Raw genomic sequence first — 21,719 nt, forward strand, 5'->3', positions numbered from 1 at the left:
GATCGGTGCAGACTGCGGTCATGGACGAACTGTGGCCGGCGCCCTCGACCGGGGCAACCGACGTCATCCGGTCGGTCTCCCAGCAGTTGCTGGCCGAGGCCGAGGGTTTCGCCGCAGCGGTGATCGCCCCGGCGCTCAACGCCCAGAACGACACCGCACTGCTCGCGGACGGTTCGCTGACCAACGAGGACCGGCAGATCAGCCACTCCGACCTCGTCCAGTGGCTCACCGCGAACATCCAGCACCCGGGCCACCGCGTGGAGCTGTATTTCAGCACCCGCACGACGGACTACATCCGTGATCTCACCTCGCGCGGGATCGCCCCGGACTTCGCCGAAGGATGGCGGGTGGGCCTCGCGATCTCCTGGCGGCGCTGGCTCCGGGAGTGCCTGGCGCAGTGCTCCGACCCGGCCCTGCTGGAGGAGATTCTCGACATCATCGCGCAATCCATGGCCCAGTACGCCATCGACTGGATGGTCGCTGCCCGAGAGGCCAGCGTCGCCGACGCGATGGCGAACGCGGACTCCGACGCGGTCGCGATGATCCAGCTGATCGCGAACGGCGCCTCCGTCCCGCAGGACTTCGCGGAGGGTCGCCTGAACTACCGGCTCGCGCGCTGGCACCAGGCCCTCGTCCTGTGGACCGACGATCCGGCGCAGGTCGAAGCCCTCGAGGCGGCCGTCGCAGCCGTCCGGGACACGACGGCGGGACAGCGCGCACTGGTGGCGCGCGCCAGCACGACGTCGCGGTGGATCTGGCTCTCCGGGCCCAGCGGCCCGGACCTGAATCCGGTCGAGAAGGCACTGGCCGCAGCGGAACCGGTCCAATCCACCGTCGGACGGCCCGGTCACGGTCTGGAGGGCTTCCGGTCCAGCCACCAGGACGCCCTCGCGGCCCAGGCGATGATCATCCGGCTCGGGTCGGCCCGGCGGTTCACCGAGTATGCCGAGGTCGAACTCATCGACACCCTGACGCGGGACCGGGCCACCGCCCAGCGGTTCGTCACCAACACCCTCGGTCCCCTGGCCGAGGCGGACGCGGAGTTGCGCGAAGCGCTGCTCACCTACGTGCAGTGCGGCTTCAACACCACGCGGGCAGCGGCCACGCTGTACGCCCACCGCAACACGGTCGAACGCCGGGTGTCTCGCGCGAACAAGTTGTCGGCGGTCAAGGTCGAGGACAACCCCACCCACGTCGCGGCGGCGCTGCTCGTGCTGGAGGTGGCGCCCGACATCGCGGCAGTGGCCGGGTCCTAGGCCGCGTCGGCGCCTGACGGTCGCTCCACGCCGCGGTAGCGGCACAGCGCCGGCGCCGCGAGGAGGATGAGGGCCGCGAGGGTGACGAACGCCGTTGACGCGTGCGTCACCAGCACCCCGATGATGGTGGCCAGCACGACGCCGCCGAGGTTGCCGGACAGCCAGATGAGCCCGGCGGCCGTGCCCTCTGCCTCCGGGGCGTGCCGCTCGGTGAGCGCCAGCACGATCGGCAGGGCAGGTAGCAGGACGAGCCCCACGCCGATCAGCATCACGTAGGCCATCGCCGTGCTCGGAGCCCAGGCCAGCAGCAGGCACGCACCCGCCGTCAGGACGATGCTGACCCCCATGAACCGGACCTCGCGGCGGTGGCGGTCGGCCCAGACCGGCACCACGGCACTGGCGACGACGCCGGCGACCATCATGCCCGCCAGGATCAGTCCGGCGCTCGTCTCGGAGACACCCGCGGGCTCCAGCATCGGCTGGGCGTAGGTGGTGAGCGCCATGAACGCACCCATCGGGATCGCCACGACGGCACACAGCCGCCGCAGGTGGCGGTTGCCGAAGGCGGCGCGCAAGGACCGGAGCCCGTTCGTTGCGGGAATGGCGTTGGTGCCGGCCAGTGTTCGGACGAAGCGGAGTGCGACAAGCAGGCACAGCCCGGCAGCCATCGCGATGACCGCCGTGATGACCGTCAGGGTTCGGATGTGCTCCTCGCCGGGCAGCAGTGCACCGAGCAGATTGCCCGCGACCATGCCGGCGAACACCGCCGACGAGGCGATGGCGATACCGGTGGTTCGGTCCTTCGCCACGAGGTAGACCACGGCGAGTCCGGTGACCGCGTTCAGGATGAAGGGCTGCCCGACGGCGGCGACGAGCTGTCCGGTGAGTGCCCAGGAGTAGTCGTCGGCAACGAGTCGCAGGAAGCTGCCGGCCACGGTCAGGACCGCGCCCGCGACGAGGGCCGGACGGAAGTACCGGTCGAGCGCAAGACCGGCGGGGATCGCGACGATCACGTAGAGGAGAGGGAAGACCTGCGAGAGCCAGCCGATCGCCGTGATGGACACGCCGAAGTGATGCGCGGCGTCGCCGGTCACCGGCGCGTAGTTCACGAGTATCGCCTGCGAGGCGGCCGCCATGGCGGCATACGCGGCGATCACCGACCAGCGGCTCTTGGCGGTCGGGGCGCATGCTGAGGTGTCGGTCGTGCTCGCCTCGTCGGTGGGCCGGACTCCTGGTTCGCGCAACGACATGGTGCGCTCCTCTCGGGTGATCGTGACGTAGGCCACTGTCGCGATCCGCCCCTGCATCGGGCAACGACACCGCGCACCCGGCTTCGAACGAGGTGGTGCATCGTGCACTCCGGATTCGCTGCGGAAGGCCATGACTCGTCTCGCCAGGCATTGACGACGGGTATGCCCCACGTCATACTCGGTCAAACGATCAAGTCAAGCGAACATATTTGGCGAACCGCGCGGAAGGACCGGCCGAGGTGGCATTGGAGAGTTCGAGACTCGCCTTCGAGCGGGCGAAGCGCAGCGTCGGCGGGGGAGTGGGGTCGGGGCTACGGGCTTCGATGAAGCCACACCCCCTCTTCGTTCGTGAGGCGCGCGGTGCGCACGTCTGGGATCTGGACGGAGACCGGTACGTCGACTACGTGATGGCCTGGGGCCCAATACTGTTGGGGCACAGCGACCCTCGAGTGGTCGAGGCGGTACGTGAGGTCGCGACCCGGATGCAGGTCGTCGGCACCAGCCACGAGCTGGAGTACCTCGCCGCCGAAGGGGTGCTCGCGGCAGTACCGCACGGCGAACGGCTGCTCTGGAGCAACACCGGGACCGAGGCCGTGCAGGTCGCCCTGCGCCTTGCCCGAGCCGCGACCGGTCGGCGCCGGGTGCTCAAATTCGCTCGTAGCTATCACGGTTGGCACGACAGTGTGTATGCCGGCCTCGACGAATCCGACAGCGGCAAGCCGGCCCTGCCGGCCAGCAAGGGGCAGTCGCCCAGTGCACTGGACGATCTGCTGGTCGCGACGTTCAACGACGTCGCGATGGCCGGCCGCCTGCTCGGCGAGGCGGTGGAGCGCGACATCGCGGCGGTCCTGATCGACCCGATCCTCAGCAATGGCGGCGTCGAGGCCCCGGCCCCGGATTTCTTGCCCACCCTGAGGTCGCTGTGTGACAGGCACGGGGTCGTGCTGATCTTCGACGAGGTGATCGCCGGTTTCCGGATCGCGCGCGGGGGCGCGGCCGAGAAGTACGGCGTACCACCGGACCTCTCCGTCTTCGGCAAGGCGATGGCCGGCGGGTTCACCCAGAGCGCCGTCGTCGGCCGCGCCGACCTCGTGGACCAGGTCACCTCCGGTGTGGTCCACGCCGGCACCTTCAACTCCAACCCGATCGCGCTGGCTGCTGTCGCGGCGACCATGACCGCCCTGGCCGAGCCCGGTCTCTACGAGGCACTGGAGGCGACCTCCGCAGCTTTCGAACGGGCCGTCGGCGGCGTGCTCGCCGAGGAGCCCGGGGGCGGCGCCCTCCACCGGGTCGGGTCGCTGCTGCAGTACGTTCCCAGTGGCGGCGGCACCGGCCTGCACGGCACCGGTGGCCTGTGGGAACTCATCCTCGCGGGCATGCTGCGCGAGGGCTTCCTGTTCATGCCCTCGGGAAAGGTCTTCCTCTCCGCGGCGCACTCCGCTTCCGACGTCCGGGCGACCGCCGAGGCGCTCTCGACAGTGCTGGGCCGGCTCCGAGCTACGCGGACGTGACCGACGGTCGGGGTAGTCTTCGACATGTTCATCTGACTGAGTCGAAGGGGAGAATCGGCGTGCCACACGTCCCCACAGAGGTCCGGCGCCAGCAGTTCATCGATGCGGCCATCACGGTGATCGCTCGAGACGGTGTCGATGGTGCAACCACTCGACGGATCGCCGACGAGGCGGCGGCACCGCTGGCAACCCTGCACTACTGTTTCCAGACCAAGGAGAACCTGCTCTGGGCAGTCTTCCAGAGTCTCGCGGACACCGTGCGAATCAACGTGGAGAAGGTCACCGGGCCCGGCCAGGCAACTGCTGCCATCGCGACCCGACTGCTCGCCGAGGCGGTCCGTTGGGGCATCGACAACCCGGCCGCCACCCGTGCCCAGATCGAGATCCTGTTGTGGGCCGAGCGCAACGATCGGGCCTTCGCCGTCCGGGTCTACGACATGTTCATCGATTCGTGGAAGGGCTACCTGGCTGGAGCGAGGACCCCGCTTCCGGACGAGGAGCTCGAGACGGTCACGCGGATGATCGTGGCCATGCTCGACGGTCTCTCCTTGCAGCTGTTCACCCATGGCGACACGGAGCGAGCGTTGCGCGAGGCGGCGACCGCCGAAGCGATGCTGACGGCATACCTGCGTCGACGGCGTCGCTGACAGCGGGTTGCTCGACAGCGGGGTGGTGACGGCGAGTCCGTCACCACCCTTTCTGGACGTCCGGGCCGTACGGCTGGAACCCATTGCGCGAAAGGCCTTGTGACACAAGTCACTCAGCAATATGATCAAACGACTAAGTCGTATGAACAAAGACGCGAGGACCCGCCATGACCAACCTCCGGCCCACGAACGAGGCACCGCCCGTTCGCTGTGTGTCTGCGCCAGCGAACAAGCGAGCGATGATCGGAATCGGCGCGTTGCTGGTCATGCTGACCAATGCGATCGTCTTCCTCCTTCCGCCGCTGCTGCCCACCATCCAGGATCAGTACGGCCTCACGACCGTCGCCGAGACGACCTGGCTGTACACGGCGCTCACCCTCGGCGGCGGAGTCAGCTTCATCCTGTTGCCGCGGGTCGCGGACATCTACGGCGACCGCAATGCGGCGGTGATCGCATCAGCCCTTCTCGTGGCGGGTGCCACCATCCCCGCGATCGGCGACTCGTATCCCACACTGCTGATCGGCTCGGTCATCATGGGCTTCGGTGGTGCGGCGCAGTTGCTGCCGCTCGGCTTCCTGCGCCGCAACCTCGGGGACAGCGGTCTGACCATTGCCGTGGCCGTGCTGGTCATCGCCACGGGGATCGGCATCGTCCTGGGGATGATCGGTGGCGGGTACACGGTCGAGCACCTCTCGTTGCGCGACATCTTCATCTTCCTCGCCGTGGCCGCTGTCGCGACGACGGTGATCGCGTTCCTGGCCATCCCGCACGCTCCGCCGGCCGAGCCGACGGGACGCATCGGTGTGCTCGGGACGGTGTGGATGATCGCCTGGGTCGCGGCGATCCTGCTGGCGCTGACCCAGGGCCTCGTGTGGGGCACCGGCGCGCTGATCCCGCTGGCGCTCGGCATCATCGGCGGGGTCGCGTGGATGCGGGTTGAGCGGCGCTCGCCGGCTGCGGTGTTCGACGCGGCCGTGCTGAAAGCCCCGTTCGTCGTCGCCGCCTCGACCTGCGTCGGTCTGTTCGCCGCTGTCAACGCGGCATTCCTGTTGCTGCTGAGCGCCTTCGCCCAGGTCGCACCGTCGACGTTGCCGGCCGGCAAGGGTTACGGCCTCGGTCTCAGTGCACTGCAGACCGGGTTGCTCATGCTGCCGTTCGCTCTCACCTTCCTCGTCGGCAGTGTCATCGCGGACGGTCCGGCCAACCGCGGTCGTGGCGGTCCGGTGCTGATCCTGGGCGCGTGCACCTGCATCTCCGGGTTCGCCTTCTTGGCCTTCGCCCACGACCGCGTGTGGGAATACCTCGTCGGGGCAGCCATGGTCGGGCTCGGCTGCAGCATCGGATACGCCGCCGGATTCACCCTCGTTCAGCTCGCCGTGCCGGAAGCAAAGGCGGGGATGGCGGCCGGTGTCGCCGGCACGGCGATGGCGGTCGGCTTCGCCTTCGGCACCGCGCTGGTGACCGGCGTCCTCAGCGCGTCGGTCCTGCCGGTCTCGGGCTCCACCACCGAGGTGGCCGCCAAGAGCCTGTACGGCGACAGCTATTGGGTCGCCGCAGTGCTCGCCGGCTTCATCGTGCTCACTGTGGTGCGGTCGCGCGCTCGGGCCACACGGCGTGGGGGCGTCGCCGTCGTGTGACGGGCGATGCTGTCGATCGCCTTCGGGACGTGCTGCAGGTCCGTGCTCAAGGCGGTTCACATATTGAACTAGGTCTACAGAAGTGCGCGTGGCCGTGATGACGTCGCGGCCCGGTCGCATCAAACAGATCGTCGACATCGACCCACCCGACTCGACCCTTGGCGGCGACCGGCGTTCGACCCCCGAATTCGTCGAGCAGCGGCACCACATCTGGCAGCTGTTGCAGGACGAGGTCGCCGGAAGCCGCCAGACCGTCGCCGCACACTGAGGAGAACAACCATGAGCCAGACGCTCACCCCCATCGATCCCGCGCTACGGCACGGACCCGAGGCCGCCCCGGTCCAGGGCAGCACACCGATCACCACACGCGTCGGGCGCCCGCTCGCGTGGGCCGGTCGCGGCGCCGCGACGGTCGCCAAACGCGTTGCCGCCATCGGCGTGTTCCTCGTGCTGTGGCAGGTCGCCCCGAAGCTCGGCTGGGTGGAGGAAGCCTTCCTGCCGCCGTTCACGACGGTGCTGGACGCCCTGGTCGACCTGGCCCGATCGGGCGTCCTGTGGACCGACATCTCGGCCAGCCTGCACCGATCGCTCGCCGGGTTCGCCATCGCGATCGCCATCGGCATACCACTCGGCCTGCTCATCGCGTGGTACCGCACACTGTCGGAGATCCTCAACCCGTTGCTGATCATCTTCCTGAACACGGCTGCGGTCGCACTGATCCCGGTGTTCACGCTGATCCTCGGCATCGGTGATTTCTCCAAGATCATGATCATCGCCTACGCGTGCTTCTGGACCGTCCTGTACAACACGATCAGCGGCGCCCGCGACGTCGACCCGCTGCTCATCCGGTCGGCCAGGTCGCTCGGCCTGTCCAGCCGCAAGCTGTTCGTCAAGGTGATCCTTCCGGCGGCGGCGCCGGCCATCTTCACCGGCATCCGGCTGGCAGGGGCGGTGTCGATGCTCGTCCTGGTCACCAGCGAATTCGTCGGCGCCAAAGCAGGTCTCGGCTATGTGATCATCGCTTCACAGAACAACTTCCAGATCCCGCAGATGTATGCCGGCATCGTCACGATCTCGGTCATCGGCCTCGCCTTCAACTACCTGCTCGTCCTCGCGGAGCGCCGGTTCTCCCGCTGGCGCGTCTGACCGACCGATCCACCACCCACTCATCCCGAACCACCCGAAAGGACGCATCATGACCGCTCAGCTCGACACCTTCACCACCGACTCCATCGCCACCCGGGCCGTGCCGCTGCCCGACTACGACCACATCGAGGTCCGCAAGGTCGGTGACCACATCGGCGCCCAGATCGGCGGCGTCACGATCGGCGCGGATGTCCCACCCGCACAGGTCGCCGAGATCAAGGCCGCGCTGGCTGCCCATCAGGTGATCTTCTTCCGCGGCCAGCACCACGCCGACGACGCCGACCAGCGGGCCTTCGCCGCCCTGCTCGGAACACTCACCAAACCGCACCCCACGGTCGCGGGGGACGGCGACGCGGTCCTGCTGATCGACTCCGATCACAGCAAGGCCAACAGCTGGCACACCGATGTCACCTTCGTGGACCGCATCCCCTCGGCGTCACTGCTGCGGGCGGTCGAGCTGCCGCCATACGGTGGCACGACGGTGTGGGCGAACACCACCCGGGCCTACGCACAACTCCACCCGGCGCTGCAAGCACTCGCCGACCGGCTCTGGGCGGTCCACTCCAACCTGTACGACTACGCCGCCGAGCACGACGAGAAGCGCCTCGGCGGGATCGACGTCAAGGAGACGGCATACCGGGAGGAGTTCCGGCACCTGGAGTTCGAGACCGAACACCCCGTCGTGCGCATCCACCCGGTCACCGGTGAGCGCACGCTGTTCCTGGGCCACTTCATCCAGCACTTCGTCGGGCTGACCCGCGACGACTCACAGGACCTCTTCCGGCTGTTCCAGCGGCACGTCACCCGGCTGGACAACACCGTTCGGTGGAACTGGCGCGAGGGCGACCTCGCGGTGTGGGACAACCAGGCGACCCAGCACTATGCGGTCGACGACTACGACGCCCGTGAGCACCGCCGACTGCATCGCATCACCCTGGCCGGAGAGGTGCCGGTGAGCATCGATGGTGTGCGGAGCTCGACCCGTAAGGGGGACGCGAGTCACTACTCACCCATCGCGTCCTTCGCCTCCTGATCGAATGCCGACGCCGGGTGGACAGGACTCAGTCATGATCACGACCGCAGCCGGACCACGAGTGGTGGTGGTCGGGGCGGGAGCCGCAGGTGCGCTGATGACGCTGCACCTGGCCCGCGCCGCCGCACAACGATCGTCGGGTCTCGACGTCGTGGTGGTCGACCCGGTCAGCACGCTCGGTGCCGGGACCGCGTTCGGAACGCGCGACGAGGCGCATCTGCTGAACGTGCCGGCGGCGGGTATGAGTGCCCTGCCCGAGGACCCCGCGCACTTCGTCGCATGGCGGCGGCGGACTTGCGCGGAGACCGCGGGCCCGGACGAGTTCGCACCGCGGCGCAGTTACGCGCAGTACCTCGACCACACGGTGCGTTCCGCGCTGGCCAACGCCGAAGGGCGGGTGCGCCTCAGGGTGCGCGCGGGCACCGCGGTGCAGCTCGACCGGCGGGCCCGGAGCGTGCTGGTCGGTCTGGACGACGGCACCCGGATCCAGGCCGATGCCGTGGTGCTGGCAACCGGGCTCAGCAGGCCGGGGTTCTCCTGGGCACCCGACGAGCTGGTGCGCAGCGACTTCTTCATCGCCGATCCGTGGGTCCCCGGGGCGCTGGACGTGGTGTCGCGGGACCGGACTGGTCCGGCGGACGTGCTGCTGGTGGGAACCGGCCTGACCATGGTCGACATCGCGGCGACCCTCGGTCAGCGGCCTCGGAAGGGCCGGGTGCTGCACGCGATCAGCCGGTCCGGTGTGCGGCCCCACCGGCACGCGGCCGTGATCGCACCGCCGGTCATCCCGGATGTGGCGGACTGGGGGAGCAGTATTGCCGAGCTGCGCCGGCGGATGGCCGCCCACATCAGTCACGTCGAGGCGACCACCGGCGACTGGCGGCCCGGCGTCGACGGTTTGCGGCACCAGCTGAGCACCTTGTGGTCGCGCCTCAGCGAGTCGGACCGCATGGCGTTCCTGGCCGAGGATGCGGGCGCGTGGAACCGCATGCGGCACCGCATGCCACCGCGAAGCGCCGAGGCATTGGACGGGCTGCTGCAGAGTCGACGGTTGACCGTGAATGCCGCGACGGTGCAACGGGTTCGGGCGTTGGCCGGTGGTGGTCTGCACGTCACGTTGGATGACGGATCCGAGCGCGACGTCGGCTGGGTGATCAACGCCACGGGCCCTCGCACCGACATCCGCGCATGGAACAACCCGCTCGTCGACAACCTTCTCCGGACCCGTACCGGCGGTGTGCGATTCGGTGTCGTCAGCACGGCCGGGCTGGGTCTGCGGACCCGTGCAGGGCGCCTGGTCGACTCCCGGGGGCGTACCACCGCGCCGGTGTGGGCCCTGGGTGCACTGCTGCGCGGTGACCTGTGGGAGTCCACCGCGATCCCCGAGATCCGCATGCAGGCCCACGCACTCGCCACGGCCGTCCTGGATCGGCTCGACGCGGTCGGCGGCCCCGATCAGTGGCCGACGGACCCGCGGCGCAGCACCAGCGTCGTCACGAGATGCCAGACCATCGACGTGAAGACGATGACCCATGCGGCCAGCGCCACCCACGCCATCACCGAGCCGATGTCGCCCACGATCGGCAGGTGATCGACGTGGCCGAGATAGTACGACGCCACTGCGTACATGCCAAGCGGGAAGATGATGCTCCACAGCGTTGCGTCATACACCAACGGGATGCGGTGCGTGATGTGCCGCCACCACGCTGCCGCGAACAGCACCGGGATCAGCCAGGTGCCGAACACCCAGAAGATCACTGAGGATCCGGCGATGAGGCCGCGTGTTGCGGCCACCATCGGCGCGTCCGCCATCTGCACGATCCGGGCACCGGCGAGCACCGTGATCGCGGTGGCACCCATCGCCACCCAGTAGACGGGAGTGAAATCGGCGGGCTCCAGCTTGTAGAGCAACAACCGCGCGATGACGAGCACCGCGACGGCGGCATACAGGAAGGCACCGACGCCCCACGAGAAGACGGCGACCAGCGCGAAGACCCGGCGACCGGTGTGCATCGTGGGTTCCAGTGCGGCAGTGAGCACGGCGACCGACTGGCTGGCCACCACCCAGATGAACCAGGAGCCGTTGGCGCCACCGAGCGCGGGGCGGACCGATGGGTTGAGCACGGCCGTCCAGGGGATGACGTAACCCAGCACGAACCAGGTCAGGGCGCCGATCGCCAGGAGGCAGATCGCCGGCGTCCGGAACCCCTCCAGTGCCGCTCGCGCGCCGACCACGTCGGTGGCCGCGACGAACGTGAAGAAGCCGAAACCCCTTCGTGGGTCCGTGAAGTCGGCGCGCAGCAGGCGCCAATAGGCGGTGATGCGCCAGCAGTGCAGCGCCGCGAGCACGACCCAACTGGCGATCGCCAGGGCGAACATGACGCGCGACAACGCATGGTGTCCGTTGTCCCACATGGCGATCGAGATGATGCCGGTGCCCATGACCAGCGCGAAGTAGCCCGGGTTGAGTGTGGCGACGGCAGCCGAGATCGCGGCACGGAGGCTGCCCCGCGGACCGGTCATCGGCTTATGCCTGACCCCGGACCGCGGAGATGATGAGCCCGATCGGGGTCGTCACCACAAGGATCGCGACCACGACCCGAAACCCGTACAGCAGCCACGTGTTCGTGGTTCGTGCTCCGCGGCTGGCCCACATGAACAGCACCAGGGACACGAGCATCAACACGCCGCCGAGGTCGACGATGACCGTCCGACCCACGAGGGTGCCGACCAGCACTGCGACGTTCGCCAGGTTGTAGGTGAGGACCTGCGCGGCGATCGTCCGCGACGACGGCGGCTCCGGCGCCAGCAGTGCCTGCGCGACCCCTAGTGCGAGCTGGGCGATCCCGACGACCAGGACGAGATACGCGACGGCCCAGGACGCGGTGTAGTTCGCGTTGGGTGCGCTCGCAGCGGAGACCGCGCCACCGAGAACGATGCCGACAGCGGCGATGACCGTGAACGGGACGGCGCTGCGTATCCCGCTCGGCAGGTGTGCTGACTCACTCATCGTGGTCCACGGTAATGCGCCCGGCTGGATCCCCATTCGCCAGCCCGAACCGACCGGTAGCCGAGCCGACCGGCGGTAGCGTCGAAAGATGGATGACGACGAGGGCGTAGGACTGGGCAAGTTCGAACACGCGGATCGTGGTCTGAAACGAAGTATGTCGCTGACGCAGCTGCTCTTCCTCGGAGTGAGCGCGCAGATCGGTTCCGGTTGGCTGTTCGGTGTGCTGAGCGCCGCCGGGGTGGCCGGCCCGGCGGCGATCCTCGCCTGGCTCATCGCGTCGGTGCTCGTCTTCCTGATCGCCTTGGCCTACTGCGAGATCGGGGCGATGCTGCCGCGGTCCGGTGCGATCGTCCGCTACACGTATCTGACCCATGGCTCGTATGCCGGCTGGATCATCGGATGGGCGTATTGGCTGTCGGCAGTGACGATCCCGCCGATCGAGGCGATAGCCGTCGTGACCTATCTCGGTGGCAAGTGGCCGAGCATGGACTTCCTGGAGAAGAAGAACGGCGTCGACATCCTGTCCTGGCCCAACGGCATCGTCTTCGGCGTGCTGTTGATGCTGTTGTTCTTCGTGCTCAACTTCTACGGCGCGAAGTTCCTGTCCGAGTCCAACAAGTGGGTCACCATCTGGAAGCTCGTGCTGCCGACCGCGACCTTCCTCGGTCTGTTCCTGGTGCTCGACGCCGACAACTTCCACAGCTACGGCGGGTTCGTCCCCAAGGGCGTCGCGCCGATCTTCCATGCCATCGCCACCAGCGGGATCATATTCTCGTTGCTCGGTTTCCGGCAGGCACTCGACTACGGCGGCGAGGTGAAGCGGCCACAGCGCAACGTGCCGCTCGCAACTCTCGGTTCGGTCGTCATCCCGGGCGTCCTCTACACGCTGCTGCAGGTCGCCTTCGTCGGAGCGCTCAACTGGAAGAGCATGGGCCTGCACCCCGGTGACTGGAACATGCTGGAGTCCGGCAAGTGGGCCGACGGCCCCTTCTTCCACGCCCTCGACTCGGCCAACATGGCGCTGCTGGGGGCGCTGGGAACCTTGCTGATCATCGATGCGGCCGTGTCGCCGCTCGGTGCCGGCTGGGTCTATCTCGGCACCGCGACGCGCACTGGCTACGGGCTCGCGGTGCACCGGAACATCCCGCCGGCCTTCCAATCCAACAACAAGTTCGGCGTCCCCTGGGTCGCGCTCATCGTCTCCAGCGTCGTGGGCTGCGTGTTCTTCGTGCCCGCGCCGAGTTGGTATCAACTGGTCGGATTCATCAGTGCCGCAGCGGTTCTGACCTACATGATGGGTGGCGTGGGGTTGCCCGTGATGCGCAGGACCGCGCCGTCGCTGCCGCGCCCGTTCCGGCTCCGGCAGCACAACTTCTGGTCCGGGGTCGGTTTCCTGGCGGCGGCGATGATCCTGTACTGGGCGGGGTTCTCAACGTTGGTCAACGTTTTCACCGCCACGTTCATCGGGCTCCCGATCTTTGCGTGGTACTACGCGTGGCACGAGGAATGGGTGCCGAAGGTTCCCGCGATGGTGCTCGGGGTGGCGTTCTTCGTGGTGTGGGTCTGGCTGGCGATCGAGGGTGGCTGGGTGCTGACCAGCGATGGCGGCCAACGCGCGGGGGGCTGGGGCTTCTGGCCTTACTTCATCGCGTTCGCGGCCGCGCTCATCATCTTCTCGGCGCTCCTGTGGGTCTTCTCCAACAGCACCGGCCGACTGCACATCGAACGCACCGCGTGGCTGCTCTGGTTGCTGCTCGGCACGCTGGTGGTTTCCTACTACGGGGTCTACGGCCCGCTGCAGGATCCGTCGCTGGGCTTCCCGTGGGGCAGCCTGATCGAGCTGGTGCTGGGCATCACGGCGTACCTCTGGGGTGTGCGCAGTGGATTCGCGACGGACGAGATGAAGGACATCGTGGAGTCGAACGCGGCCGGCGGGAGTCCGGCGGACGCGCTCGCCGAGGTCTGACCGCAGTCCAGGTCGTATGACGCGAGGCGTCAGCCGACTGCGCACTCCGCTTCGTCGACCGCGACCGAGGCCAGGTAACCGGCCAGGTGCTCGGTGATGTCCCGTGCGTCGTCCCCGGCGCCGTGGATGAAGGTCGACTTGCGGCGCCGCAGCACCGGCAGCCCGATCCGGTAGAGACCGGGGGAGGCCGTCACCACACCACCGTCGTGTTTCAGCTGCCCCTTGCGGTCCAGCACGTCGATGTCCACGAACGAATGATCCGCGAGGTAGCCGGTCGCCCACACCACCGAGCGGATGCCGTCCGCCGCGAAATCGGCGCTCAACGGCGGTTCGTCCTCGATGCGGGTCGGCTCGTACCGCTCGACCGGGCCGAGTGCACCGTCGAGACCTGCCTCCACCGCCCACTCGTCGAAGAACTCCAGCAGGCGCCGCTCCTTCAGGTCCGCCAGCTTCGCGACGTTGCGCAGCGACCCGGAGAACTGGGCGCGGCCGTTCGTCACCGCGGCCAGCCGTCCCGCCAGCCGAACCCCTTCTGCGGTCAGGGTGTTCAGGTCCAGCGACACCCGCTCCGGTGTCCCGACCAGTTGGGTCGACGGCAGGTGCCGCGCACGCACGATGTCGTCCACGTCGTCGTACCGCTCGTCCAGCCGCCCGGTGACCTCCATCCACCACATCAGGTCACGTCCGCGGTAGGTGCGCGGCACCCGGACGTGCTCGCCCACGGCCAGCGTGACCTGTCGGCCGGAGCGCTGCACCTCCGAGGCGATCTGGGCGCCGGACGCCGAGGCGCCCACGACCAGCACCCCGCCCTCGGGAAGCAGGTCCGGGTTGCGGTAATCCGCCGGGGTGACCTGGACGACGTCGTCGGGCAGGCCCTCGGCGACCGCGGGGATCCGCGGCGTGTTGCAGGCGCCGGTCGCGATCACGACGGCGTCGGCATCCCAGGTGCCGTCGTCGGTACCGACCTGGTACGCCGAGCCGCGCCGCCGCACCGAGGTCACGGTCACCCCGGAACGGACCGGCGCGGCGATCCTGCGGGCGTAATCGTCGAGGAAGCCGACGACCTCCGTCATGGTCATGAACCCGTCCGGGTCGTTCCCGTCATACACGTGCCCGGGCAACCGGGACTGCGAGTTGGGAGTGAGCAGGCGCAGCGAGTCCCAGCGTTCGCTGCGCCACGACTGGCCCACCGATCCACGCTCGAGGATCACGTGCTCGATGTCCCGCTCGGACAGGAAGTAGCTCACGGCGAGACCGGTCTGGCCCGCGCCGATGACCACGACGGAGGTGCGCATCAGGCCTTCGTCACGGAAACGGTGACGTTGGTCGGGTTGGTCACGATGTCGAAGACGGCCGAGCGCTTCTGCGACTGCGCGACCAGTGCTTCGATGTCCTCCTCACTGGCATCTGCGTCGATCTCGTAGTTGACGCGCACGTTGTTGAACCCGTTGCGTACGTCGGGGTCGGCGCCCAGGATGCCCAGGATGTCCATGTCGCCCTCGATCGTCGCCTTCACCGACCGAAGTTGGATGCCGCGGTTCTGCGCGACGGCCGCGATGCCACCGGAGAGGCAGCCGCCCAGCCCGACGAGCACGTACTCGACCGGGGTGACCGCGTTGTCCTCCTCGCCGAAGGTCTCCGGGTGGTCCATCTCGAAGGTCGACTCGACCTTGTGGCCCTGCTCGGCGCCCAGCCCGAAGTAGCTCTTGACGGTTGCCTTCGTGTGCGTGGCGTGCAGCCACTCGTTGGTGGCACGCCAGGTGAACTGGGCTCCGGCCGGCTCGTCGGCGAGCGCCTTGCGCGCACCGAGGAGCACCTCGGTGTTGACGCCGTTGTTGGCGGTCGGGGTGGTGGTCATGGAGGTTCTCCTTGTTCTTGGTGGTGTTCTGTCAGGGGTTTCCCGCGTTCGGGCCGGGTGAACCGACGGCTTCAGATCGAGCGGCGCCGTCGCGACGTGACCAGTCCGGTGGTGAATCCGCCGTAGTGCAGGCCGCCGGCGAACCGCGCGTGCTCGATCTTCAGACATCGGTCCTGGACGACCTGTAACCCGGCGTCCAGCGCCTTCCGGGCGGCCTCGTCGTGCCGTAGACCGAGTTGGAACCACACGACTTTCGCGCCGACCGCGATGGCTTCGTCCACCACGCCCGGGATCGCGTCGTGGGCACGGAAGATGTCGACGATGTCGGGCGGTTCGGGAAGGTCCGCCAGCGACGGGTAACAACGCCGGCCGAGCACTTCGTCGGCACGCGGGTTGACCGGGTAGGTCGTGAGGTCGGTCCGCACCAGGTAGGTGGCCACGAAGTTGGAGGCGCGGATCGGGTTGGGGGAGACGCCGACCAGTGCGATGGACCGCGCGTCCCGCAGGATCTGCAGGCGGTCCTGCGGCGACGCCTCGGGAACCCCGCCGGTCGCCCGGTGCGTCGCTTCGTTGGCGGGAATGATCGTCGGCGCCATCACGCGCCCCCGTTCGTGGCGCGCAGGGCCTGGTCGAGGTCCCACAGGATGTCCTCGATTGATTCGATGCCGACCGAGATGCGAACCAGGTCGTCGCCGACTCCCGCAGCCGCCCGCGCCTCGTCCGGCACCTGCTGGTGTGTGGTGGAGGCCGGGTGGATGATCAGCGTCTTCGCATCGCCGACATTGGCCAGGTGCGAGGCGAGTTCGGCGCTCGCGATGAAGGTCTTGCAGGCCTCGTAGCCGCCCTTCAGGCCGAAGGAGAACACCGCGCCGGGTCCGTCCGGGAGGTACTTCTTCGCCAGCGCGATGTAGGGATCGTCGTCGAAGATCGGGAAGCTCACCCAGGCGACCTCGTCGCGCTCGGCGAGGAACTTCGCGACGGCCTTGGCGTTGTCCGCGTGGCGTTGCATGCGCAACGGCAGCGTCTCCAGGCCGAGCAGGAGGAGGAACGCGTTGAACGGCGACAGGGGAGCACCCACGTCGCGCAGCACTTCCGCGCGGGCGCGGGTGAGGAAGGCGTACTCGCGGAAGTTCTCCCAGAACGTCAGCCCGTGGTACGCCGGCGACGGCTCGGTGATCAGCGGGAAGTTGCCGTTGTCGAACGGGAACGTGCCGGCTTCCACGACCACTCCGGCGATCGCGGTGCCGTGACCGCCGATGAACTTGGTTGCTGAGTGGACCACGATGTCGGCACCGTGCTCGATCGGCCGGCACAGGTAGGGGCTGGCGAACGTCGAGTCGACCACCAGCGGAATGCCGTGGGAATGCGCCAGATCGGCGTAGCGGGAGATGTCGAGGACGTCCGCGCGCGGGTTGCCGATCGTCTCCCCGTACAGCAGCTTGGTCCGGTCGGTGATCGCCGCCTCGACGGCGTCCGGGTCGTCGAAGTCGACGAAGGTGACCGCGATGCCCATCCGGCGCAGGGTCACGTCGAACTGGGTGTGCGTGCCGCCGTACAGCGACGTCGACGCCACGATCTCGTCGCCGTGCTGCGCCAGGGTCAGCACGGTCACCAACTGGGCGCCGAGGCCGGAACCGGTTGCCACAGCCCCCAATCCGCCCTCCAGGGTGGCGATCCGCTCCTCGAACGCGGCGACCGTCGGGTTGCCGATCCGGCTGTAGAGGTTGCCGTACGTCTGCAACGCGAACAGGTCCGCCGCCTGTTGCGCGTCCTCGAAGACGAAGGATGAGGTGGCGTAGATGGGCATCGCCCGCGCACCCGTCTCGGGGTCCGGGCGTTGCCCGGCGTGTATGGCGAGCGTGTCGAAACCGAACTGGTGCTGATCGCTCATGTACGCCGTTCCTCGTCGTGGGCAGAAGACCCCGGTCACTGCATCGGCGCACGACGAGTGCCATGACACGTCATACGTCATGCACTGATACCTATAACCAGTGCTTATAAAATTAGGTTCCGTGTCCGGATACTGTCAACCGGACACCCGACCAATGAGACGACCGCGTTCCGTTACCGCGCGCGGCCCCAGCCGCCGGTGACAGTTGCGGCCTGGGCCAACTGTTCGACGACCGGTGTCGTGTCGGGGTCGACCAGGCCGATCGTCACCCTGATGTGTCCGGGCTGATCCGGCAGGACCCCGAACGGCGCGCCCGGTGCGACGCCGATCCCCTGGCTGGCGAGGCGCACGATCGCCGCGGTCTCGTCGGCGACCGGGATCCAGAGGTTGAGTCCGTCGTCGCCCGCCACGGGCACGCCCGCTTCCTCCAGTTGCCGTACGGCCGATGCCCTGCGCCGGGCGTATTCGTTCCGAGCGACGGCGACCCGGTCCACTGCGTCGGTGTCGGTCAGCAGATGCAGCAGCGTGTGCTGGAGCAGTCGGCTCGTCCAGCCCTGGCCCAGCTGACGCCGCGCGGACAGCCGGCCGATGAGTTCGCTCGGGCCGCTGATGCCGGCCAGCCGCAGGTCGGGGCCGTGGGACTTGGAGAAGCTGCGCAGGTGCAGGGTCTGCTCCGGCAGCCACGAGCCGAGACTCACTGCGGGCGCGATGGCGACCGCGCCCGCGGAGTCGTCCTCGACGACGAGGGTCGAGTGCTCACCCAGGATCTGCGCGAGCCGTTCGGCGCGTGTGGGAGATATCGAGATGCCGGTCGGGTTCTGTGCCCGGGGCTGGAGGAAGACCGCCGCCGTGTGCGTCCGCAGGGCGGACGCCAGGTCGTCCGGACGCATCCCCTCGTCGTCCAGGGCGACCCCGACGAGTTCCGCGCCGAGAGCGTCCAGCAGGTCCAACAGCGGTGGGAATCCAGGGTGTTCGACCACGACGCGGTCCCCGAAGGACAACAGGGTCCGGGCGATCAGATCGATTCCGTCCATGGCACCGTCGCTGAGCGTGAACGCCTCCGCCGGGTACGGCCAGTCGGCCGCGAACTGCTCGACCAGTGCCGGCAGGATCGGGTCGTCGAGGTAGGTCGCCGGCGTCGACGCGGAGCGGCCCAGCGCCCGGAGGGCCGGTGCGAGGTCGGGCAGCAGTGCCGGGTCGGGCACCCCGGTCGACAGGTCGAGGGCGAACTCGGCGCGGGGTTGCACCGCGTGCTGGTAGCGCAGCGCGCCTGCCGAATTCCGTGTGTCGGCAACGGTTGTCCCGCGGCGACCGTCGGTGCGGATCGTGCCGGACCTGGCGAGGACCGACCACGCACTGCTGACCGTCGTGGGGGAGAGCGCCAACTGGGTGGCGACGGTGCGGATCGGGGGGAGTCGCTCTCCCGGCACGAGCACCCCGTCCCGGATGGCAGCGATCACCGCGGCGGTCAGGCCGCGGGCGTTGGGTTCGGTCAGCCGCTCTTCGAGGGCGCTCAAGGTCGCTCGCACACTATGTAACATAACAAAAAGAGGGTGGTGCGGAGTTTGAAACACACATAATCTTGATGCCATGAGCACCCGAATCTCCCACTGGATCGACGGTCGCGTGTCCGAAGGCACCTCCGGTCGAACTTCCCCCGTTTACAACCCGGCCACCGGCGAGCAGTCCGGCGAGGTCGACCTCGCCAGTGCGGCGGAGGTCAGCGATGTCGTGAAGAAGGCGGCCGCGGCTGCCCGCGAATGGCGCTCCGCGTCGCTGTCGAAGCGCAGCGCGGTGTTGTTCGCGTTCCGGCACCTGCTGCAGGAGCACGCGGACGACCTCGCCGAAATCGTCACCGCCGAGCACGGCAAGACTCTCGCGGACGCCCACGGAGAGGTGGCCCGCGGTTCGGAGAACGTCGAATACGCCTGTGGTGTACCGGAGCTCATGAAGGGTGGCTTCAGTGAGCAGGCCGCCACCGGCATCGATGTGTACTCGATCCGGCAACCGCTCGGCGTCGTCGCCGGCATCACCCCGTTCAACTTCCCGCTGATGGTCCCGCTGTGGATGTGCGCCAACGCCATCGCCACGGGCAACGCGTTCATCCTCAAGCCGAGCGAGAAGGACCCGTCCGCGTCCCTGCTCATCGCGAAGCTCTGGCAGCAGGCCGGACTTCCCGACGGGGTCTTCACGGTGCTGCAGGGCGACAAGGAAGCCGTGGACGCATTGCTGACCGACCCGGGCGTCGCCGCGGTCTCCTTCGTCGGCTCGACGCCGATCGCCAAGTACATCTACGAGACGGGCACGGCGGCCGGCAAGCGGGTGCAGGCCCTCGGCGGTGCCAAGAACCACGCCATGGTGCTGCCCGACGCCGACCTGGACGTCGCGGCGGACGCCATCGTCGGTGCCGCGTACGGGGCTGCCGGCGAGCGTTGTATGGCGCTGTCGGTCACCGTCGCGGTCGGCGACGTCGCCGACCGCCTGGTCGACGCGATCTCGGCACGGCTGCCGAAACTCGTCGTCGGCCCTGGGAACGAGAGTGACACCGACATGGGGCCGCTGATCACCGCGGCGCACCGGGACAAGGTCGCCGGCTACATCGACGCCGGAGCGAGTGCCGGAGCGAAGGTCGTCGTCGACGGACGCGAGGCGGACGTGCCCGAGTGCGGCTTCTTCCTCGGCACCACCCTGCTGGACGGCGTCACACCGGAGATGAGCGTCTACACCGACGAGATCTTCGGGCCGGTGCTCGGGGTCGTCCGGGTCGACACCTACGAGGAGGGCCTGGAGCTCATCAACGCCAACCGGTACGCCAACGGCACCGCGATCTTCACCCGCGACGGCGGCGCCGCCCGGCAGTTCCAGTTCGACGTCGAGGTCGGCATGGTCGGCATCAACGTGCCGATCCCGGTGCCGGTCGCCTACTACTCGTTCGGCGGCTGGAAGGCCTCCCTCTTCGGCGACACGCACATGTACGGGCCGGAGGGTGTCAACTTCTACACCCGGGGCAAGGTCGTGACCTCGCGCTGGCCGGATCCGTCGACGTCGTCCGTCGATCTCGGCTTCCCCAGGACACGCTGATGACCTCGACGACGACTTCTACCCAGGACGCCCTGGCCTCCATCCCCACGGAGGAGGCGGAGGTACGCAGGCTCGACCGGGCGCACGTCTTCCACTCCTGGTCGGCGCAGGCGCACATCGACCCGCTGCCGATCGTGTCCGCCGCAGGCTCGTACTTCACCGACTACGAGGGCAAGCGCTACCTGGACTTCTCCTCCCAGCTGGTGAACGTCAACATCGGACACCAGCACCCGCGGATGATCCAGGCGATCCAGGACTACGCGGCGCGGATGACGACCATCCAGCCCGGGCTGGCCAACGATGCCCGGTCGGAGGCTGCGCGACTGATCTCCGAGGTCGCCGGTGAGGGCCTCAACAAGGTGTTCTTCACCAACGCCGGCGCGGAGGCGAACGAGAACGCGATCCGGATGGCCCGGCTGCACACCGGCCGGCCGAAGATCCTTGCCATGTATCGCAGTTACCACGGTGCGACGCATGGCGCGATCGGGCTGACCGGCGACCCGCGTCGCTGGGGGACCGAGCCGCACACGGTGCCCGGGATCGTCCACTTCTGGGGGCCGTACCCCTACCGGTCCTCCTTCCACTCCGAGACGCCGGAGCAGGAGACCGAGCGGGCGCTGGCGCACCTGCGCGACACGATCATGGTCGAGGGTGCCCAGACGATCGCCGGGATCATCCTCGAGCCGATCGTCGGGACCAACGGCATCCTGGTGCCGCCGCCCGGCTACCTCGCGGGGGTCCGCGAGATCTGCGACGAGCACGGGATCCTGCTCATCTCCGACGAGGTGATGGCCGGGTTCGGGCGCGCCGGCGAGTGGTTCGCCATACAGCACTGGGGTGTGCGGCCCGATCTGATCAGCTTCGCCAAGGGCGTCAACTCCGGGTATCTGCCGTTGGGCGGCGTGGTCCTCTCGGACGCGGTTGCCGCCACGTTCGACGACCGGGTCTACCCGGGCGGGCTGACGTACTCCGGGCATCCCCTCGCGTGCGCCTCGGCCGTGGCATCGATCCAGATCTTCAAGGACGAAGGCATCATCGAGAACGCACGCCGGCTCGGCGACGAGGTGATCGGACCGGAGCTGGCGAAGCTGGCCGAGAAACACCCGTCGGTCGGTGACGTCCGCGGTCTCGGTGTCTTCTGGGCCGTGGAGCTCGTACGGAACCGGCAGACGCGGGAACCGTTGGTCCCCTACAACGCCTCCGGTGCCGACGCCAAGCCGATGGCCGACTTCGCGGCCGCCTGCAAGGCCGGCGGGGTGTGGCCGATGACCCACTTCAACCGCACCCACGTCGTGCCGCCGTGCACGATCAGCGAGGACGAAGTTCGCGAAGGCCTCGCGATCCTCGACCTCGCGCTCGACACCACGGACACCTACTACGCCGAGTGACCGACGCCCTGCCACTCAGATTGGTTCGACTCTCGAACCAATCTG

18 protein-coding genes and 1 pseudogene are annotated in these 21,719 nt (G+C 68.4%); 11 read left to right on the forward strand and 8 right to left on the reverse strand.

The features are described 5' to 3' along the window. The first annotated feature begins 20 nt into the window (after window positions 1-20). Window positions 21-1,256, forward strand: a complete 1,236-nt coding sequence (locus tag FHU39_RS04815) for a helix-turn-helix domain-containing protein (protein WP_183319307.1) — start codon at window positions 21-23, stop codon at window positions 1,254-1,256. On the opposite strand, the gene FHU39_RS04820 is transcribed toward FHU39_RS04815, so the two are convergent. Further along, the gene (locus tag FHU39_RS04820) at window positions 1,253-2,563 is read right to left on the reverse strand and encodes an MFS transporter (protein ID WP_221185134.1); all 1,311 of its coding nucleotides are present in this window, start codon (window positions 2,561-2,563) and stop codon (window positions 1,253-1,255) included. The two genes, FHU39_RS04815 and FHU39_RS04820, sit on opposite strands and share 4 nt — an antisense overlap. Before the next feature lie 266 nt (window positions 2,564-2,829). Between FHU39_RS04820 and FHU39_RS04825 the strand changes: the two genes are divergently transcribed. The 7 genes and pseudogenes from FHU39_RS04825 to FHU39_RS24040 form a co-directional block, all read left to right on the forward strand. Next, the gene (locus tag FHU39_RS04825; RefSeq protein ID WP_221185135.1) at window positions 2,830-4,017 is read left to right on the forward strand and encodes an aspartate aminotransferase family protein; all 1,188 of its coding nucleotides are present in this window, start codon (window positions 2,830-2,832) and stop codon (window positions 4,015-4,017) included. Window positions 4,018-4,076: 59 nt separating this feature from the next. Continuing rightward, window positions 4,077-4,664 carry a TetR family transcriptional regulator gene (locus tag FHU39_RS04830; RefSeq protein WP_183319309.1) on the forward strand — a complete coding sequence of 196 codons (588 nt, stop codon included), beginning with the start codon at window positions 4,077-4,079 and terminating at the stop codon, window positions 4,662-4,664. Between the two features lie 239 nt (window positions 4,665-4,903). Continuing rightward, window positions 4,904-6,301 (forward strand): MFS transporter, encoded by a 1,398-nt coding sequence (locus tag FHU39_RS04835; RefSeq protein ID WP_221185136.1) that lies wholly within the window; start codon window positions 4,904-4,906, stop codon window positions 6,299-6,301. An 88-nt stretch (window positions 6,302-6,389) separates the two neighbouring features. After that, window positions 6,390-6,569, forward strand: a complete 180-nt coding sequence (locus tag FHU39_RS04840) for a hypothetical protein (RefSeq protein WP_221185137.1) — start codon at window positions 6,390-6,392, stop codon at window positions 6,567-6,569. 11 nt (window positions 6,570-6,580) lie between these two features. Continuing rightward, entirely contained in the window at window positions 6,581-7,447 is an 867-nt protein-coding gene (locus FHU39_RS04845; RefSeq protein WP_183319311.1) for an ABC transporter permease, read from the forward strand. Between the two features lie 49 nt (window positions 7,448-7,496). Beyond that, a complete protein-coding gene (locus FHU39_RS04850) occupies window positions 7,497-8,480 on the forward strand; it encodes a TauD/TfdA dioxygenase family protein (RefSeq protein WP_183319312.1) in 984 nt (327 codons plus the stop codon). A 34-nt stretch (window positions 8,481-8,514) separates the two neighbouring features. Beyond that, window positions 8,515-9,204: pseudogene (locus FHU39_RS24040) on the forward strand (FAD/NAD(P)-binding protein); the annotation flags it as partial. Between the two features lie 731 nt (window positions 9,205-9,935). Here FHU39_RS24040 and FHU39_RS04855 read toward each other — a convergent pair. Beyond that, window positions 9,936-11,003 (reverse strand): tellurite resistance/C4-dicarboxylate transporter family protein, encoded by a 1,068-nt coding sequence (locus tag FHU39_RS04855; protein ID WP_183319313.1) that lies wholly within the window; start codon window positions 11,001-11,003, stop codon window positions 9,936-9,938. Between the two features lie 4 nt (window positions 11,004-11,007). Beyond that, window positions 11,008-11,490: a hypothetical protein gene (locus FHU39_RS04860; RefSeq protein ID WP_183319314.1), complete on the reverse strand. Its 483-nt coding sequence runs from the start codon at window positions 11,488-11,490 to the stop codon at window positions 11,008-11,010. An 88-nt stretch (window positions 11,491-11,578) separates the two neighbouring features. On the opposite strand from FHU39_RS04860, the gene FHU39_RS04865 reads away from it, so the two are divergent. Continuing rightward, window positions 11,579-13,456, forward strand: a complete 1,878-nt coding sequence (locus FHU39_RS04865) for an APC family permease (RefSeq protein ID WP_183319315.1) — start codon at window positions 11,579-11,581, stop codon at window positions 13,454-13,456. A 29-nt stretch (window positions 13,457-13,485) separates the two neighbouring features. Here the strand turns inward: FHU39_RS04865 and FHU39_RS04870 are convergent, their stop codons facing one another. The 5 genes from FHU39_RS04870 to FHU39_RS04890 form a co-directional block, all read right to left on the reverse strand. Next, a complete protein-coding gene (locus tag FHU39_RS04870; protein ID WP_183319316.1) occupies window positions 13,486-14,751 on the reverse strand; it encodes a flavin-containing monooxygenase in 1,266 nt (421 codons plus the stop codon). Next, entirely contained in the window at window positions 14,751-15,314 is a 564-nt protein-coding gene (locus FHU39_RS04875) for an OsmC family protein (protein WP_183319317.1), read from the reverse strand. The genes FHU39_RS04870 and FHU39_RS04875 overlap by 1 nt, the downstream gene beginning before the upstream one ends. Before the next feature lie 71 nt (window positions 15,315-15,385). Beyond that, window positions 15,386-15,910, reverse strand: a complete 525-nt coding sequence (locus FHU39_RS04880) for a CoA-binding protein (RefSeq protein WP_183319318.1) — start codon at window positions 15,908-15,910, stop codon at window positions 15,386-15,388. Continuing rightward, window positions 15,910-17,205: an O-acetylhomoserine aminocarboxypropyltransferase/cysteine synthase family protein gene (locus FHU39_RS04885; RefSeq protein ID WP_183319319.1), complete on the reverse strand. Its 1,296-nt coding sequence runs from the start codon at window positions 17,203-17,205 to the stop codon at window positions 15,910-15,912. Before FHU39_RS04885 ends, FHU39_RS04880 begins: the two co-directional genes overlap by 1 nt. A gap of 173 nt (window positions 17,206-17,378) precedes the next feature. Continuing rightward, entirely contained in the window at window positions 17,379-18,722 is a 1,344-nt protein-coding gene (locus FHU39_RS04890; RefSeq protein WP_246336164.1) for an aminotransferase-like domain-containing protein, read from the reverse strand. A 73-nt stretch (window positions 18,723-18,795) separates the two neighbouring features. Between FHU39_RS04890 and FHU39_RS04895 the strand changes: the two genes are divergently transcribed. Together FHU39_RS04895 and FHU39_RS04900 are read left to right on the forward strand one after the other, a co-directional pair. Further along, complete coding sequence (locus FHU39_RS04895; RefSeq protein WP_183319321.1) at window positions 18,796-20,286, forward strand: CoA-acylating methylmalonate-semialdehyde dehydrogenase; 1,491 nt, start codon at window positions 18,796-18,798, stop codon at window positions 20,284-20,286. Continuing rightward, complete coding sequence (locus tag FHU39_RS04900) at window positions 20,286-21,674, forward strand: aspartate aminotransferase family protein (protein ID WP_183319322.1); 1,389 nt, start codon at window positions 20,286-20,288, stop codon at window positions 21,672-21,674. Before FHU39_RS04895 ends, FHU39_RS04900 begins: the two co-directional genes overlap by 1 nt. The last annotated feature ends 45 nt before the right edge of the window (window positions 21,675-21,719 follow it).

Source organism: Flexivirga oryzae, assembly GCF_014190805.1.
GTDB lineage: Bacteria > Actinomycetota > Actinomycetes > Actinomycetales > Dermatophilaceae > Flexivirga > Flexivirga oryzae.

Coding starts and splice junctions, on each gene's coding strand:
- FHU39_RS04815 (WP_183319307.1), top strand. CDS start 21: ATGGACGAACTGTGGCCGGCGCCCTCGACCGGGGCAACCGACGTCATC.
- FHU39_RS04820 (WP_221185134.1), bottom strand. CDS start 2,563: ATGCAGGGGCGGATCGCGACAGTGGCCTACGTCACGATCACCCGAGAG.
- FHU39_RS04825 (WP_221185135.1), top strand. CDS start 2,830: ATGAAGCCACACCCCCTCTTCGTTCGTGAGGCGCGCGGTGCGCACGTC.
- FHU39_RS04835 (WP_221185136.1), top strand. CDS start 4,904: ATGATCGGAATCGGCGCGTTGCTGGTCATGCTGACCAATGCGATCGTC.
- FHU39_RS04845 (WP_183319311.1), top strand. CDS start 6,581: ATGAGCCAGACGCTCACCCCCATCGATCCCGCGCTACGGCACGGACCC.
- FHU39_RS04850 (WP_183319312.1), top strand. CDS start 7,497: ATGACCGCTCAGCTCGACACCTTCACCACCGACTCCATCGCCACCCGG.
- FHU39_RS04855 (WP_183319313.1), bottom strand. CDS start 11,003: ATGACCGGTCCGCGGGGCAGCCTCCGTGCCGCGATCTCGGCTGCCGTC.
- FHU39_RS04860 (WP_183319314.1), bottom strand. CDS start 11,490: ATGAGTGAGTCAGCACACCTGCCGAGCGGGATACGCAGCGCCGTCCCG.
- FHU39_RS04865 (WP_183319315.1), top strand. CDS start 11,579: ATGGATGACGACGAGGGCGTAGGACTGGGCAAGTTCGAACACGCGGAT.
- FHU39_RS04870 (WP_183319316.1), bottom strand. CDS start 14,751: ATGCGCACCTCCGTCGTGGTCATCGGCGCGGGCCAGACCGGTCTCGCC.
- FHU39_RS04875 (WP_183319317.1), bottom strand. CDS start 15,314: ATGACCACCACCCCGACCGCCAACAACGGCGTCAACACCGAGGTGCTC.
- FHU39_RS04880 (WP_183319318.1), bottom strand. CDS start 15,910: ATGGCGCCGACGATCATTCCCGCCAACGAAGCGACGCACCGGGCGACC.
- FHU39_RS04885 (WP_183319319.1), bottom strand. CDS start 17,205: ATGAGCGATCAGCACCAGTTCGGTTTCGACACGCTCGCCATACACGCC.
- FHU39_RS04895 (WP_183319321.1), top strand. CDS start 18,796: ATGAGCACCCGAATCTCCCACTGGATCGACGGTCGCGTGTCCGAAGGC.
- FHU39_RS04900 (WP_183319322.1), top strand. CDS start 20,286: ATGACCTCGACGACGACTTCTACCCAGGACGCCCTGGCCTCCATCCCC.